Source organism: Neobacillus bataviensis LMG 21833 (assembly GCF_000307875.1).
Taxonomy (GTDB): Bacteria; Bacillota; Bacilli; order Bacillales; family Cytobacillaceae; genus Neobacillus; species Neobacillus bataviensis.
On the sequence record NZ_AJLS01000063.1, the window covers coordinates 1 to 12,852 of the forward strand.

Consider the following 12,852-nt stretch of genomic DNA (forward strand, 5'->3'; position numbering starts at 1 on the left):
ATTCGATGTTGACTTATCGTAGGGCGGAGAGCGAAGGACACTAGCCGCTAGGGCGCTGGAGCTGGATAAGGAAAAACAGGAGTGAGCAGACATGAAACAGTCACAGAATAAACAGACCTCAAAAAAATTAACGATAGACGAAACAATGCCACATCAAATAAATGCGCCAAGCTTTGAAGGAACCGGCATCAAAATGGAGGCACCTTTTGTCAATAAACATGGTGTGACAATTGGGGATAGTATATATGCCTCTGAAAATTCCCCCTTAGAGAACTGGACACAGGATACAGACCCGTCAATTATGGCTGGTGACGAATGGGTTCATCCAACAAATGATATTGGCTGGAATACAACAGAAAATCGTGAGCTGCTTGAAAGTAAAAGAAAACCCCTAGCCTCCCCCTTTATGCACCCTACAAAAGATGTAGGGAAAGGAACTGACTAAATACGAATAGCGGAAGTGCTTTAAAGTTTCAACTTCCAGTTTGGCAAAACATTACCACTCATGAAATGGGTACAGAAATTAAATACTACATTTACAGAGGTTAGAAAATCCTCTGGAAGAAAAAAGGAGTTGAAAAACATGGCAAATAGCAGCAACAAATTATTAGTACCTGGGATTGAGCAGTATTTAGATCAAGTAAAATACGAAATAGCACATGAATTCGGCGTTAATCTAGGTTCAGATACAGTTTCAAGAGCAAACGGCTCCGTAGGCGGCGAAATTACGAAAAGACTTGTACAACAAGCACAAGCCCAAATGTCTGGTCAGTTTACAAAACAATAATTAAATAAATATGGAAAAAAGTCCGGCTGATTGCCGGACTTTTACTTGTTTTTATGATCTTTCTTCCATTGATTAGGGTTAGAAACCTCTTGTTTCTGATTTCCTCTATTTTGTTGGTTTGGCCTCTCCCACTGTTGTTCTTGCTTTTTGGATTGCCCTTGATTTTGTTGGTTTGGCCTTTCCCACTGTTGTTCATGCTTTTTTGATTGCTCTTGATTTTGTTTCCATCGTTCGTCATCATCTTTTTTCAATTGACCTGGAGGAATCGATTTTCCTTCGGAACGAATCGTTTCATTTTTAGGGGTATCCTCTGGAACGTCTAAGTTTTGAACAGCATTAGTTTTAACCTGTTTCTTCAATTGTCCAGGTGGAAGAACTTTTTCCTGCTCTGACGTCAGGGCTTTTTGTTCCTGTATTTTCTCAATTGATTTAGCTTTCTTCTTTTGTTCTGACTGATTTATTTTTTCTCGGTATTTTCCTGTCGATATCCCAAGTTCGTGTGCATTTTCTCGTTCCTTTTGGGAAGCGGTTAGCACTTTTACCTCTAATTGCTGGTCGTTCAATGTTGATTTAATCTTATTAATTTTCTTTTGCAGTGCTTTCTCTGCTTTTTCCATAGGTTGTTCGGTTCTCACGGTAGAAATGATAACAGGGTCATTATTTTTAATGAAACCTGCATTTTTCATTTTAACTAAAATGGAGTTGGTTAATTGCGAAACATCTTTTTTCTTCCAATTAGGGAGTTCTGAGATAAGCCTCTTTCCATCTTTATTGAAACCGGTCAACTCTATCACCTGCATTTTTTTATTTACACCAATCTCGATACTAGGATTCGCATCAATAGACATATAAGCATAGGCAGTATTATTTTGATAATTTGGGATTAATGAGCCAATTAAAATCAATAAAGCAGCCATCATAATCCACACCGTTTTGAATTTAAGAGGATTCTTTAGTGAAAAGGATGGTTTAGTAGATTTAACACTTTCAATCGGAAAAAAGTGAATTTCTTCACCGATTGTATACGGATGGTCCTGTCTCCTTGTGCGGAAAAACTCACCCTCGGGGGTTAAAAGCGTCAAAAAAGCTTCATCTACTTCCATTACAATTCCTTTTTTCATGTTTCTAACACCCCCTTTATATAATCCTTCATATACAAATAATCATTAGATAATATAAGTGCAATCGCAATAATGTATTTCCGGTTCCGTTCAATTGTTTTTCTGCTGACATTCACCATTTTTTCCAATTGTTTAATGGGAAGGCGCTTTTTTTCAAATAATGATTCTTTCAACTCAGGATCCTCGACTAATATTTTCGCTGTCAAAATCGCACTTTTCCGCGCATCGGCATGTTTAGGAGAATTTTCGACTAAGTCGCTAAAACTCAAATCAAAAGTTGTTAATAATCTCTGAAAATGGAGAATCTCCTCTTTTCTTAATTGTTCATCATTCTTTTTTTGATAATCATCAAGGGAAAGTTCATTAACAATGATCGAACCCGCTGACTCTTCCTCTTGACTGGTATTAGTTATATCAATACTAATATGTTGATTTTTAGTCTGTTTACGAATATAGTCAATAATCCTTCTTTTGATAATTACCTCTGAAAAACTTAGTAGTGAGCTTCCCCGCTCAGTTGAGTATTTTTCAATGGCTTCATTAAATGCGATAAGACCAATGCTAAATTCATCATCGGATTCATATATATAACGCCTGCAAACAGAAGAAACTGTTTTGGCAATAAAAGGCTTATAAGCATCAATTAGTTCATCAAGCAAGTCACGGTCACCTTGTTGAATCAAAAGAACCATTTCTTCTAAAGTTCTCTTTTTCTTCTTAGTCATAAACAATAAACTTAGCATTTTGCTCACCTCTATTCGACCAATTATAACATATTTCGCTATTTTGGACTTTAAGAGGAGAAAGCTTTTTCTTTACATAATTACGTTTCTTCTTAAATGGTTTATGGGGGTTCCCAATAAAAAAACCTCAAACCAGTTTTTCCTGATTTGAGGTTTTAAGAAGAATTATTTATTCTAAAGTTTTTTGCCAACATTAATTTAATCATAAACCCAATTAATAGACCTGGAATCAAAAACAGCATTGGTAAAAAAATAGGACCTGGGTGTAAATCAAAAATCGTTACCTTTGGCGAGACCATTAAACCAACAGTAACAAAATATGCACAAAAGACAAACGGCAAAAAGGTATATTTTTCATCAGGCGGCATTGCCTGCCGATAACCATCCCACAGCGAAAACATATAGACACATGGATAAAACATTAGCCATTGATAGTTTACGACCGCCTCAGCCATTTCAATTTCACCCAAGAAACTATACATGATTGCCTGGTTAAAGCGGCTTTTACCATTCATAACAAATTCCAAACCAACAAACAAAACACCTTTAATATAATGACCTGTTAATAATTGACTGAAACCAGGAAAGGCAATATTCCATAAAACGGCTTCCAATTTGCTCAATTTTTTCATAGTACAATCCCGCTTCTACTTGGCAATTTTAGAATAAAAACTTCTCAGTATAGCTTTCCCATTCCTTGTGCCAAAATAACTAGCGAGAAAAAATTTTTCCTAGCCTTTGTCATTCTACTCATTTTGATCCATTGGATTGTATAGTTTTACGTTTGGATTTTTTTCTTGGAACCAGCGTAGGGCAAAGTCGTTTTCAAATAAAAATACATAATTGTCAAAACGATCCCTCACCAAAAGACTACGTGGACTTGAAAGGTTTTCATCTACTGTTTCCCCGTCCACCCAGCGCGCAATTTTCGAACCCATTCGTTCCATTAAAACTTCTGCATTGTACTCATTTCTCATCCGATGCTCAAATACCTCGAATTGTAGCTGACCCACAGCACCTAATAGATACTCATCGATACTTACCCTTTTAAATAGCTGAATCGCTCCCTCTTGGACAAGCTGCTCAATCCCCTTATAAAAGGATTTTTGCTTCATTACGTTTTTAGCGGTAACTTTCACATATAATTCCGGAGTAAACTGCGGCAATCTTTCATATTGGAAATGATCCTTGCCAGTGGTCAAGGTATCACCAATTTGGTATGTGCCAGTGTCATATAAGCCGATAATATCGCCGCTAACCGCTTCGTCAACTGTATTTCGTTCTTCAGCCATAAAGGAAGTTGATTGGGAAAGCTTTAATTGCTTTCCTAACCGCGGAATATTAACAGTCATACCGCGTTCAAATTTCCCCGAACAAACGCGTATAAAGGCAATCCGATCCCGGTGGGCAGGATTCATATTAGCTTGAATTTTAAAGACAAAGCCCGAAAATTGTTCGCCTAATGGATCTATTTCTCCGATAGACGAATTACGTGCCTTCGGTGCTGGAGCAAATTTCAGGTACGACTCTAGAAAGGTTTGAACACCAAAGTTGGTTAACGCACTTCCAAAGAAAACAGGTGTTAAAGCGCCTGAAGCCACTTTTTCAGCTGAAAACTCATTACCCGCTTCATTCAGCAGCATAATTTCATCAAGTGTTTGATCATACAGTCCTGACAATTTTAATGGATGATCACCGGCAATTTCTCCCTTGTCATTTAACGAGATAAATCGCTCATTTTCATTAACCCGGAATTGTTCCACTCGATTATTAAAACGGTCATAAATACCAAGGAATTCTTTTCCCATTCCAATCGGCCAGTTCATCGGATAGGATTCAATTCCAAGAACTTCTTCCAGTTCGGCCAGAAGCTCAAGTGGTGCCTTCCCTTGGCGGTCAAGTTTATTCATAAACGTAAAAATAGGAATTCCGCGCATCCGGCATACTTTAAATAATTTTAATGTTTGTTCCTCTATCCCTTTTGCCGAATCAACAATCATAACCGCGCTATCCACAGCCATCAACGTTCTATACGTATCTTCACTGAAATCCTGGTGTCCAGGCGTATCTAAAATATTGACGCGAAACCCGTCATAGTCAAATTGCATCACACTTGAAGTGACAGAAATTCCACGTTGCTTTTCAATTTCCATCCAATCGCTTGTGGCAAATTTCCCCGTCTTTTTCGCTTTTACAGTACCAGCATCGCGAATGGCTCCGCCGAATAATAATAATTTCTCTGTTAGTGTCGTTTTACCGGCATCCGGGTGGGAAATAATCGCAAATGTCCGGCGCGATAATACGTCTTCTATAAAATTTTTACCCATCATGTCTTCCTCTCTTTTGCCAATGAAAAAATTTTTAATCATAACTTCAATCTTATCAGAGCAAATGATATCTTTGCAATATTTCAATTGACTGACACTGATTTTTTCTTTTAACACTTATGGTAAAATAATATAATAGGTGTTATGTGGATATAAAATAAGATTCCCTTAGGAGGAAATATGGAAGTTACTAAATTTGATCAGCAGACCTTAGCATTGTTGCATAAAGCATTTGAAATTGTTCTTGAGCAAAATAAGGTATCTTTTCATAAAATTGGCATTGCTGAAGAAGGTGAGCAGCTATTATTTTTGTATGAAGGAAAAGATGAAAAAGTTCATGTTTTTAAATGGAGTAAAGCATCGAGCATTGGCGTAAGTATTGGTGTACTTGCCCAAAGTGTCTTAATGCCAATTATTCCCCATCTTCGTTTATTATCATAGAATCAAAAACACACTTTTCGTGTGTTTTTTTCTTCCACTGATTCCCACATCCATTTTTTTGGAAGTTCCTTTATAATAGGGGATGACCCTTTTAAAGGAGATGTTGTTGGATGAATAAAAGTAAAAAAGTAGTTTCAAAGTTTATCCCGTTATTCACAGCGTTTATTCTTGTAGTGGTAGGTATCGTTTGGTATGTCCAAACTTCAAATAATGAGGTCACCATCCCCTTCTCATCTGTTGAAAAAACAATTCAGGCTCAAAATGGGAAACCAGTTTCTCTTACTGAACGTGCAGATGGCAGCCTAAACATGAAAGCAGGAAAAGAAGAATATATTTCCCATGTTCCACCAAACAGTCAAATGATTGATAAACTTGTTGAAAAATATAATATCGAATATTCATATACCACTAGCAGCAAGTATGGAAAGTGGTTTATGGGCGGGATCGTTTTATTACTTGCCGGTGCGGCAATTGCCCTGCAAAAGAAAAAGGGGGGCTTCGGCCTTCATAACTCAATGAAAAATAGTGTTTCTAAGTCACGTCCTCTTCCTACTATCAGCTTACAAGATGTAGGTGGACTTGGAGAGGAAATGAAAGAAGAAATAATGCAGACACTCTCTACCATAAAGGAGCCGGAACGGGCTATTAAATTAGGTATAAAACCACCAAAAGGAATTTTGTTATACGGACCTCCTGGTACAGGGAAAACGTTATTGGCTCAAGCCATCGCACGCGAATTAAATGCAGCTTTTTTCACTGCCAGCGGATCTGCTTTTAATGAATTGTTTGTTGGTATTGGTGCCAGCCGTGTCCGCTCCTTGTTCCAAACAGCAAGGAAACAAGGGCCAGCAGTAATTTTTATCGATGAAGTGGATGCTTTAGCAGGCAAACGAAAAGCCCATGGAGGTGAAGAAGCAGAAAAAACCTTAACGGAACTTCTCGTTCAGCTTGATGGCGGTCATTCTAATGATGGCATATTGTTTATTGCCGCTACTAATAGAAAAGACATGCTTGATGAAGCCTTCCTAAGGCCGGGAAGGATCGACTTTTCCTTCCAAGTACCATTGCCAGATACAAGGGGAAGAAGAGAAATTATTAACATTCATACAAAGGGCAAGTCTCTTGCGGAAGATGTTTTCGCATCGTTAGATGACTTAGCTGAGAGTACTTCAGGTTTTTCTGGTGCAGAACTTCAGTCCCTTTTTGAAACAGCCAGCCGACGGGCAGTTAGAAATGGGCAGGATATGATCCACAAGCATGATCTGGATTATGCCCTTGACAGAACCATTCTAGGCAACACCTCTCGTTCCTTACAGGAATATGAAACAAAACATAGGGTTGCCATCCATGAAGCTGGTCATGCAATTGTCGCCTCATTAACCAAGCCTGGTTCGGTTAGAAAAGCTACCATCATTCCCCGCGGAGAGGCGCTTGGATATGTAGCACCAATTCCTAAAGAATTGCATTTATCCACAAGCTCTGACCTCCTTGACCGTGTTGCCATGGTATTAGCAGGCGGTGTCGCTGAAAGAATGTTTCTGGGTGAACACAGCATTGGTGTAAGCGGCGATGTACAGCAGGCTAAACAAATCATTGAACAGATGGTGGATATAGGAATGCTTCAAGACGGTTTCACCTTGACATTTAACAAACAAGATAAAGAAGTAAAAATGCAAGAACTCTTTGCTAAAGGCTTAGAAAAAGCAGAGGCTTTAATTAAGAGCCATCAACATCAGTATCAGCAATTGGTTGATATTTTATTAAAGAAAGAAACAATCGAAGGTTCAGAGGTAGAAGAAATTGTTTGGAAGAAATCGAACAACATAGAGGATCTAGTGATGGCATAAACCAAAATTTAAAGCTCCAGTACCCTTGGCACTGGAGCTATTATGATTACCATCTAAAGCAAGCCGCACCGACAATAATCAGAAGGATAAATAATACGACGATTAACGCGAAACCGCCGCCAAATCCAACTCCACCATAGCCGCAACCACCATAGCCGCAGCCTCCAAAACCACCATATCCGTACATTTATTATTCCTCCTTATTTATATTAATAGAATCCGCAACCCCAAGAAGCTCCGATAATGATTAACAAAATAAACAAAACGATTAGTAGGGCAAATCCGCCTCCAAAGCCACCTGCTACACCAGACATTTACATTACCTCCCTTTGTGAATTCCATATATCCTATTCACCCAGATAAAAATGTGCGATAGACACATATCCATAATAATTAATTTTGAAAAAAAGAATAAGCCCATTCTTTTGCGAATGAGCTTTTAACATATTTCCACTTTTATTAACATTTTGGTTCGATAATAGGAAGTTCCCGATTAACTAATTTGGGGGATAACGGCTGAATTGTACAAAAACATCTCAAATCGATTATCATACAGTTATCTGTTTTAAACAGCGAATATACATCATCACATAAATCCACCGGGCAGCCATCCATATCAACTGGCATTAAGAGTGATAGTGTTGCGCAACAATGTCTTGGATCAAGTTTTTCTAACCGAAAAACCTGTGTAGTGAAAAATTCCCCATACCTTGTTACCCCAAATGTTTCAAATGGACATTTCCCATTTGAAAGGATAAATGGGATTGTATCAAATCCAATATCTTCACAAATGAAACGGAAGCCTTCAAAAGATAGTTTTTGCTGTTCCTCAAGAAGTTGTTCCATCTCATGACATATACACTGTTCAACTCCACTTATTCCCATACCCATCCTCCTTCCTTTTGTTTCACATACATACCTTATTTTAAATTATTCTATTCTTAGCAGATGGTATAGGCTCCTCTCATACTAAAAACAGGTATTTATCCGAATAGGATAGATACCTAAAAAAACTGTCAGCATTTGCTGACAGTTTTTTAGGCATAAGGAGGTTATGAATAGCCTCAGGCGGCTTCAATCAATAATTCCCATTCGTATCGCTTTGACAACTACTTCCGTTCTATTTTGCGCATTAAGCCTTTTCATTATATTTGATATGTAATCCCTGACCGTAAATTCACTTAAATAAAGCTTTAATGCCGCTTCTGCAGTTGAAGCACCATCCGCTAAAAGCTTAATAATTTCCATTTCTCTTGGTGACAAAGTGATGGAATCTCTTTCTGGCAGTTCTTGCTTTTTAATATCTGCTTCGATAAACTTTGACAACAATTCTCCGGAACTTTGTCCAAATTTCATCAGCGCAGGAAACAAACTTGTATCCGCAGTAAAGAGGTTTCCGGGACCTTGATCTAAAACGACCCCTCCAATTATTTTTCCTTCCTCCGGAACATAAATGGGAACAATAATTAACGAAGTAAGTTCAAATTTCCTCACATACTTTTCCGGAAGATCATGTTCTGCACAGGGTATAAAAATTGGCTGGAAATTTTTCATTTCATGGCCCTGTGATTTTAATTTTACAAGGCTGTCATTCAGCACTGGGATATTGGTGATCTTTTCTGCGATTGCTTGAATCTCCTCCGTATTTAAATGATGGCCAAATAAACCAACCCCTACACTTTCCTCATTGGTAAACTTAAAAAGAGCGCACCGTTCAAAAGGAAGAAAATAACCAAATCCAAAGCAAATATTTTCTACTGACTCCTTAAAGTTTTGCGAGCGGATGATCCACTCATTAAATAAGATAACAGCATCCTTCCAAATACTATTATTCTCATTTTTCGATTGAAACAGCATTACTTCGCTGATTTTTGAAAACAAGTAATGGACAGAAGGATGTAATTTTGATGAGTAAGCGATTGTCGATTTTAAAACCTTGTGGGCTGCGTTCTCCAACAAATTCAGATGAAAGATTAATGCTTCCGGTTCAGGCTGTCTGTGAAATTGATCGTTCCATTCATCCTGAATCTCATTTAACATCCGATATATATCAACGGTTCCTTCATTTACTGAACGTAGAAATTTGACTAAAAATTCACTAATAAATTCGAAAACTGAGATTGACTTTTTATTCGTATTTTTAAGCGATTGGAGCATAAGACTCCATTCTTGTAAAAGATCCTCTTGATAATGACTTAGCATGAAAACAGCATCGTTTAAAAGGTTATCCAAATGATGATTTAATGATTTTGACATCCTCCGCATACACCCTTTCTTGTAAATCTAGGCTGTTCATCTTCTTGTATTATAACAGTTTATATTTACTAACATAATTCCCCGAAACCTTCCAAAATTCCTGCATATCCTGCATCTTTTTTAATATTTTGTCACCTCAAGCTCTCCATCATTTTTTACTAGGATAAACCTCCTACAAATGTAGGGATTTCCAGGATGATGGGTTTGTCATAAAATTATGACGAATGGTGAAAGCATTTACATATTTATTGGAATGATTTCACATTTTCAAATCCAAAAGGAGGAATGTGTATGAATTTAGCAACAGAAACAGCAATTATTGGAGGTCAGACGGTTAAGAAGAAACTCATCATTGCGTTGGTAGGGGGCTTTTTATTTTTAGGAGCACTATTAGGTACTTTTGGATTGACAGGTATGGCTGCTGCAATGCCATTAGTGGGTGGGTTTACCGTAAGCTTTGACGAAATGCAAGGTACAGGATTCAAGCTTTATGGCAGTCTTGCCGATAGTGCCATGCAACAAAACAATCCAGTTGCTGTTAATGAAATTGACAAAGCAACGATTACAAATTTGAAAATCTCAAAATCTATACCGTTTTTAAAGATCAACGCGGTCATTACTGCAGAAAAACCAGTTGAGATTACTGGTCTTCAACAAAAAGCAACGATGGTAAGGGGCGATGCTTCATTTAATAACCTAACCATGGCCGAAAAATATGTCGGAGATCGTGACCTTAGTAAGCCTGAAGTACTTGCAGGGGCAGCTGCAGAACATTTTACACAAACTGCTAATTCTATTACCATCAAGAATGGTGTACTTGATACAGTATATCTTTTCCAAAAAACAGTAACTCTTGGGGGTATGAAGGTTTTGTTTGAACCAATTCAACAACCGTCTAAATAATATTGACATCGGGGAATTAACAGGTAAGGGATGATATGAATGAGCTCTAGATATTCAAAACGTAATAAGTTTAAGAATTGGAGAGCAAGGCGCCCTTTTTGGGGGGCGACCTTGTCAATATTATCTGGAATAATCATTTTAATTGTGCCTGCGCAGCTTTACGAAATTGCGGCTGCACCAGGGAGTATGATTGTTATTGGCCTTTTATTAGGAGGGTTAACCCTTCTAATGGGTGTCCTAGGATATTTCATGCCGAAACTTTCTACCCTGCTTGGAATAGTGGGAATTTTCGCTTCTGTTTTATCGATTATGGGAGCATTAGGCGGTTTCTTAATCGGAACAATTCTAGGAATTGTTGGCGGGGCAATGATGATTGCTTGGAAACCCATAATGGCTCCTGCAGATACTCAAGATGATTCAAATAAAACCCGTATAGCAGAAATAGAGGTTGCATCAAGCAAAGAAACAATATCCGAATAATAATGGCAGTTTATTTGTTACAGAAAACGGTGATAGATTTGAAGCAGAGAAGAAAACTTTTCAGAATTGGACTCATATTTATTATTGCAATGAGCGGGTTTTTAATCCCAACGAATCATAGTTCTGCAGTTGAATCTATATTAATAGGCTTTGTTATTGAAGCTGATCAATTAGAGGGCACTATTAAAGGCACTAATCTAATAAATGGGGAAACAGCTGATCAACCAAGTCGCCCCATGCTTGAACTAAAATTTGAACATACAACGGTTAAAGGATTAAAGATTAAAAAGTTAGTAAAGACTCCAAATGGGATTGTCACGAATATTATTAGTTCTGGTGATACAGTCCTATTTAATAACTTGTCCTTATCTGTTACAAATCCGGGTGAATTTGAGACTTACACCCCAGCTAGTGGTAATATTGGTCTAAAAAATGTTAAACTCCTTGCACACCTTGTGACAAGTGACCACTCGATTCTTCCAAAATTTAATTTAAGTTTTGAAGAGGGCGGTAAAGTTGAATTAGAACCAATGAATGAAACAGTGCTAAAAATGGTTAAATCCAATATTGAAACTATACTAATATCACAGGCTAATCAAGCAAGTATTGATCCCCAAGGGGGGCAAGACCAAAATCTTGCAAAAGACAATACCTCTGAACCAAGTGTTTCTGAAGAAAGTGATGCAAATCCGATTTCAGAAGATCCTCAACCCATAAAAACAATCGATGCTGACTGAATAGCATCGATTGTTTTCTATTAGTCTTTCAAAAGGTTCAATATATAAAAAACCACAATCTTTTATTTTGTAAAAAGATTGTGGTTTTAGCTTTTGTTAAGGATTCTGTTGTCAGTCAATGCTGTTAATTCCCCTTAATTATTTAGTAAACTTACGGAGTTTTGACAAGTTCTTTAAAACTGTTCTTGCCGCGTTCTACAAGATTTAAATGAGTATTTCTTGCTTTCTTCACATATTCCTTCCGAACAGCAAGCCATGCATTTCTACGGTCACGCGCATAGGATACGTTTGATTCCGCATTTTTTTCGAAATTATCTTCCAACTGTTCAACGATATGGAAAATAGATCGAACTGGGGTTAGCGCTAATTTCTCTAATTGACCTGTAACCTCTTTCAGTTGGTTCTTTAATTCTTCTCGGTCATTTACAGGGGCATCTTCTTCTTTACCTGTATTAATTTGATGCATCAGTTCTGATACCATATCCTTGTTTGTTTTTTTCGTCTGCTCATATAAATTGGCAAAGGATTTACGGTATTGTTTATTGAACTTGATGACCTCCCTAACCGCATTAATATAGGTATCTTCACGGTTTTCCCGTAGCTGCTCAGCACGTTCGCGTGATTGCTCATACTGATCCCATAATGTGGTAACAAATGATCCTACAACGATCGGTTCCTCTGCTGTTGGAATGACTTTTTCATCCGCAGTAAAAACCGTTTCACTTTTCTTCTGTGCCATCGTCCTTCCTCCTCCTACTATTATTTACTTTCTCTATTGGATCCCTCTTTTGAAAAGATGGAATATAGAGCTCAAGAAAACTGGAATACATCTTGAAGAATTGGTCTAGGATGGATTGATAGGTTTCTAGTTGATTGGCATAGCCCTTTAAATATGTAACACCCGCTTTTGTAATGGAATACCTTCTTTTGGCTGGCCCGCTTCCTGTTGTATCCCATTCCGATGAAACAAGTTCATCCTTTTCCAACTGTCTTAACATTCTATATAAGTTCCCTTGATCAAGGGTCTTAAATCCGAATGTCTCCAACCTTTGGCTTAGTTCATACCCGTGAAGAGAAACTTTGCTCAGAAGCAATAAAATAAATGGCAGTACAAAATTTTTTGATGGATTGACTGATTGATTATCTTTGTTTACCATATCTTTATCACCTCACCTACATGTATTTTACATCTATGAGTTATATTATGTCA

At 37.6% G+C, this 12,852-nt stretch carries 17 protein-coding genes; 7 read left to right on the plus strand and 10 right to left on the minus strand.

Annotated features, from left to right (window positions below; genetic code table 11):
• Nucleotides 1–91: 91 nt before the first annotated feature.
• A complete protein-coding gene (locus BABA_RS11665) occupies nt 92–445 on the plus strand; it encodes a DUF3905 domain-containing protein (protein WP_007085393.1) in 354 nt (117 codons plus the stop codon).
• A 138-nt stretch (nt 446–583) separates the two neighbouring features.
• Nucleotides 584–787, plus strand: a complete 204-nt coding sequence (locus BABA_RS11670) for an alpha/beta-type small acid-soluble spore protein (RefSeq protein WP_007085394.1) — start codon at nt 584–586, stop codon at nt 785–787.
• Nucleotides 788–828: 41 nt separating this feature from the next.
• Here BABA_RS11670 and BABA_RS26015 read toward each other — a convergent pair whose 3' ends face one another.
• From BABA_RS26015 to BABA_RS11690, 4 genes are all read right to left on the minus strand, one after another.
• Nucleotides 829–1,908, minus strand: a complete 1,080-nt coding sequence (locus tag BABA_RS26015; RefSeq protein WP_007085395.1) for an anti-sigma factor domain-containing protein — start codon at nt 1,906–1,908, stop codon at nt 829–831.
• Nucleotides 1,905–2,651, minus strand: coding sequence for an RNA polymerase sigma factor SigI (sigI, locus tag BABA_RS11680; RefSeq protein WP_040346095.1), 747 nt, complete (start codon nt 2,649–2,651; stop codon nt 1,905–1,907). Before sigI ends, BABA_RS26015 begins: the two co-directional genes overlap by 4 nt.
• A 155-nt stretch (nt 2,652–2,806) precedes the next feature.
• Nucleotides 2,807–3,283 carry a hypothetical protein gene (locus BABA_RS11685; protein ID WP_007085397.1) on the minus strand — a complete coding sequence of 159 codons (477 nt, stop codon included), beginning with the start codon at nt 3,281–3,283 and terminating at the stop codon, nt 2,807–2,809.
• 114 nt (nt 3,284–3,397) lie between these two features.
• Nucleotides 3,398–4,978, minus strand: coding sequence for a peptide chain release factor 3 (locus tag BABA_RS11690; protein WP_040346124.1), 1,581 nt, complete (start codon nt 4,976–4,978; stop codon nt 3,398–3,400).
• Between the two features lie 180 nt (nt 4,979–5,158).
• Here BABA_RS11690 and BABA_RS11695 point away from each other — a divergent pair, with 180 nt between their 5' ends.
• Nucleotides 5,159–5,419: a hypothetical protein gene (locus tag BABA_RS11695; RefSeq protein ID WP_007085399.1), complete on the plus strand. Its 261-nt coding sequence runs from the start codon at nt 5,159–5,161 to the stop codon at nt 5,417–5,419.
• A gap of 110 nt (nt 5,420–5,529) precedes the next feature.
• Nucleotides 5,530–7,266: an AAA family ATPase gene (locus BABA_RS11700; protein ID WP_007085400.1), complete on the plus strand. Its 1,737-nt coding sequence runs from the start codon at nt 5,530–5,532 to the stop codon at nt 7,264–7,266.
• A gap of 46 nt (nt 7,267–7,312) precedes the next feature.
• Here the strand turns inward: BABA_RS11700 and BABA_RS26510 are convergent, their stop codons facing one another.
• The 4 genes from BABA_RS26510 to BABA_RS11710 form a co-directional block, all read right to left on the minus strand.
• Nucleotides 7,313–7,453 carry a YjcZ family sporulation protein gene (locus BABA_RS26510; protein WP_007085401.1) on the minus strand — a complete coding sequence of 47 codons (141 nt, stop codon included), beginning with the start codon at nt 7,451–7,453 and terminating at the stop codon, nt 7,313–7,315.
• A 22-nt stretch (nt 7,454–7,475) separates the two neighbouring features.
• A complete protein-coding gene (locus BABA_RS26515; protein WP_083865370.1) occupies nt 7,476–7,580 on the minus strand; it encodes a YjcZ family sporulation protein in 105 nt (34 codons plus the stop codon).
• A 145-nt stretch (nt 7,581–7,725) separates the two neighbouring features.
• Nucleotides 7,726–8,151 (minus strand): CotY/CotZ family spore coat protein, encoded by a 426-nt coding sequence (locus BABA_RS11705; protein WP_007085402.1) that lies wholly within the window; start codon nt 8,149–8,151, stop codon nt 7,726–7,728.
• A gap of 189 nt (nt 8,152–8,340) precedes the next feature.
• Nucleotides 8,341–9,522 carry a response regulator transcription factor gene (locus tag BABA_RS11710; protein WP_007085403.1) on the minus strand — a complete coding sequence of 394 codons (1,182 nt, stop codon included), beginning with the start codon at nt 9,520–9,522 and terminating at the stop codon, nt 8,341–8,343.
• A gap of 291 nt (nt 9,523–9,813) precedes the next feature.
• Here BABA_RS11710 and BABA_RS11715 point away from each other — a divergent pair, with 291 nt between their 5' ends.
• From BABA_RS11715 to BABA_RS11725, 3 genes are read left to right on the plus strand one after another with little or no spacing between them, the layout of a single operon-like run.
• Nucleotides 9,814–10,425: a DUF6230 family protein gene (locus BABA_RS11715; RefSeq protein WP_007085404.1), complete on the plus strand. Its 612-nt coding sequence runs from the start codon at nt 9,814–9,816 to the stop codon at nt 10,423–10,425.
• 39 nt (nt 10,426–10,464) lie between these two features.
• Nucleotides 10,465–10,905 (plus strand): DUF6114 domain-containing protein, encoded by a 441-nt coding sequence (locus tag BABA_RS11720; protein ID WP_051186041.1) that lies wholly within the window; start codon nt 10,465–10,467, stop codon nt 10,903–10,905.
• 38 nt (nt 10,906–10,943) lie between these two features.
• Entirely contained in the window at nt 10,944–11,642 is a 699-nt protein-coding gene (locus tag BABA_RS11725; protein ID WP_157273170.1) for a hypothetical protein, read from the plus strand.
• Between the two features lie 151 nt (nt 11,643–11,793).
• On the opposite strand, the gene BABA_RS11730 is transcribed toward BABA_RS11725, so the two are convergent.
• Together BABA_RS11730 and BABA_RS11735 are read right to left on the minus strand one after the other, a co-directional pair.
• A complete protein-coding gene (locus BABA_RS11730) occupies nt 11,794–12,381 on the minus strand; it encodes a hypothetical protein (protein ID WP_007085407.1) in 588 nt (195 codons plus the stop codon).
• Nucleotides 12,362–12,799 (minus strand): helix-turn-helix transcriptional regulator, encoded by a 438-nt coding sequence (locus tag BABA_RS11735; protein WP_007085408.1) that lies wholly within the window; start codon nt 12,797–12,799, stop codon nt 12,362–12,364. Before BABA_RS11735 ends, BABA_RS11730 begins: the two co-directional genes overlap by 20 nt.
• Between the last annotated feature and the right edge of the window lie 53 nt (nt 12,800–12,852).

Bases quoted from the DNA above. Each gene is read 5' to 3' on its own strand.
- BABA_RS11735 (WP_007085408.1), bottom strand. From the start codon at position 12,799: ATGGTAAACAAAGATAATCAATCAGTCAATCCATCAAAAAATTTTGTA.
- BABA_RS11710 (WP_007085403.1), bottom strand. From the start codon at position 9,522: ATGTCAAAATCATTAAATCATCATTTGGATAACCTTTTAAACGATGCT.
- BABA_RS11730 (WP_007085407.1), bottom strand. From the start codon at position 12,381: ATGGCACAGAAGAAAAGTGAAACGGTTTTTACTGCGGATGAAAAAGTC.
- BABA_RS11715 (WP_007085404.1), top strand. From the start codon at position 9,814: ATGAATTTAGCAACAGAAACAGCAATTATTGGAGGTCAGACGGTTAAG.
- BABA_RS11705 (WP_007085402.1), bottom strand. From the start codon at position 8,151: ATGGGAATAAGTGGAGTTGAACAGTGTATATGTCATGAGATGGAACAA.
- BABA_RS26515 (WP_083865370.1), bottom strand. From the start codon at position 7,580: ATGTCTGGTGTAGCAGGTGGCTTTGGAGGCGGATTTGCCCTACTAATC.
- BABA_RS11665 (WP_007085393.1), top strand. From the start codon at position 92: ATGAAACAGTCACAGAATAAACAGACCTCAAAAAAATTAACGATAGAC.
- BABA_RS11700 (WP_007085400.1), top strand. From the start codon at position 5,530: ATGAATAAAAGTAAAAAAGTAGTTTCAAAGTTTATCCCGTTATTCACA.
- BABA_RS26510 (WP_007085401.1), bottom strand. From the start codon at position 7,453: ATGTACGGATATGGTGGTTTTGGAGGCTGCGGCTATGGTGGTTGCGGC.
- BABA_RS26015 (WP_007085395.1), bottom strand. From the start codon at position 1,908: ATGAAAAAAGGAATTGTAATGGAAGTAGATGAAGCTTTTTTGACGCTT.
- BABA_RS11695 (WP_007085399.1), top strand. From the start codon at position 5,159: ATGGAAGTTACTAAATTTGATCAGCAGACCTTAGCATTGTTGCATAAA.
- BABA_RS11670 (WP_007085394.1), top strand. From the start codon at position 584: ATGGCAAATAGCAGCAACAAATTATTAGTACCTGGGATTGAGCAGTAT.
- BABA_RS11720 (WP_051186041.1), top strand. From the start codon at position 10,465: ATGAGCTCTAGATATTCAAAACGTAATAAGTTTAAGAATTGGAGAGCA.
- sigI (WP_040346095.1), bottom strand. From the start codon at position 2,651: ATGCTAAGTTTATTGTTTATGACTAAGAAGAAAAAGAGAACTTTAGAA.
- BABA_RS11685 (WP_007085397.1), bottom strand. From the start codon at position 3,283: ATGAAAAAATTGAGCAAATTGGAAGCCGTTTTATGGAATATTGCCTTT.
- BABA_RS11690 (WP_040346124.1), bottom strand. From the start codon at position 4,978: ATGGGTAAAAATTTTATAGAAGACGTATTATCGCGCCGGACATTTGCG.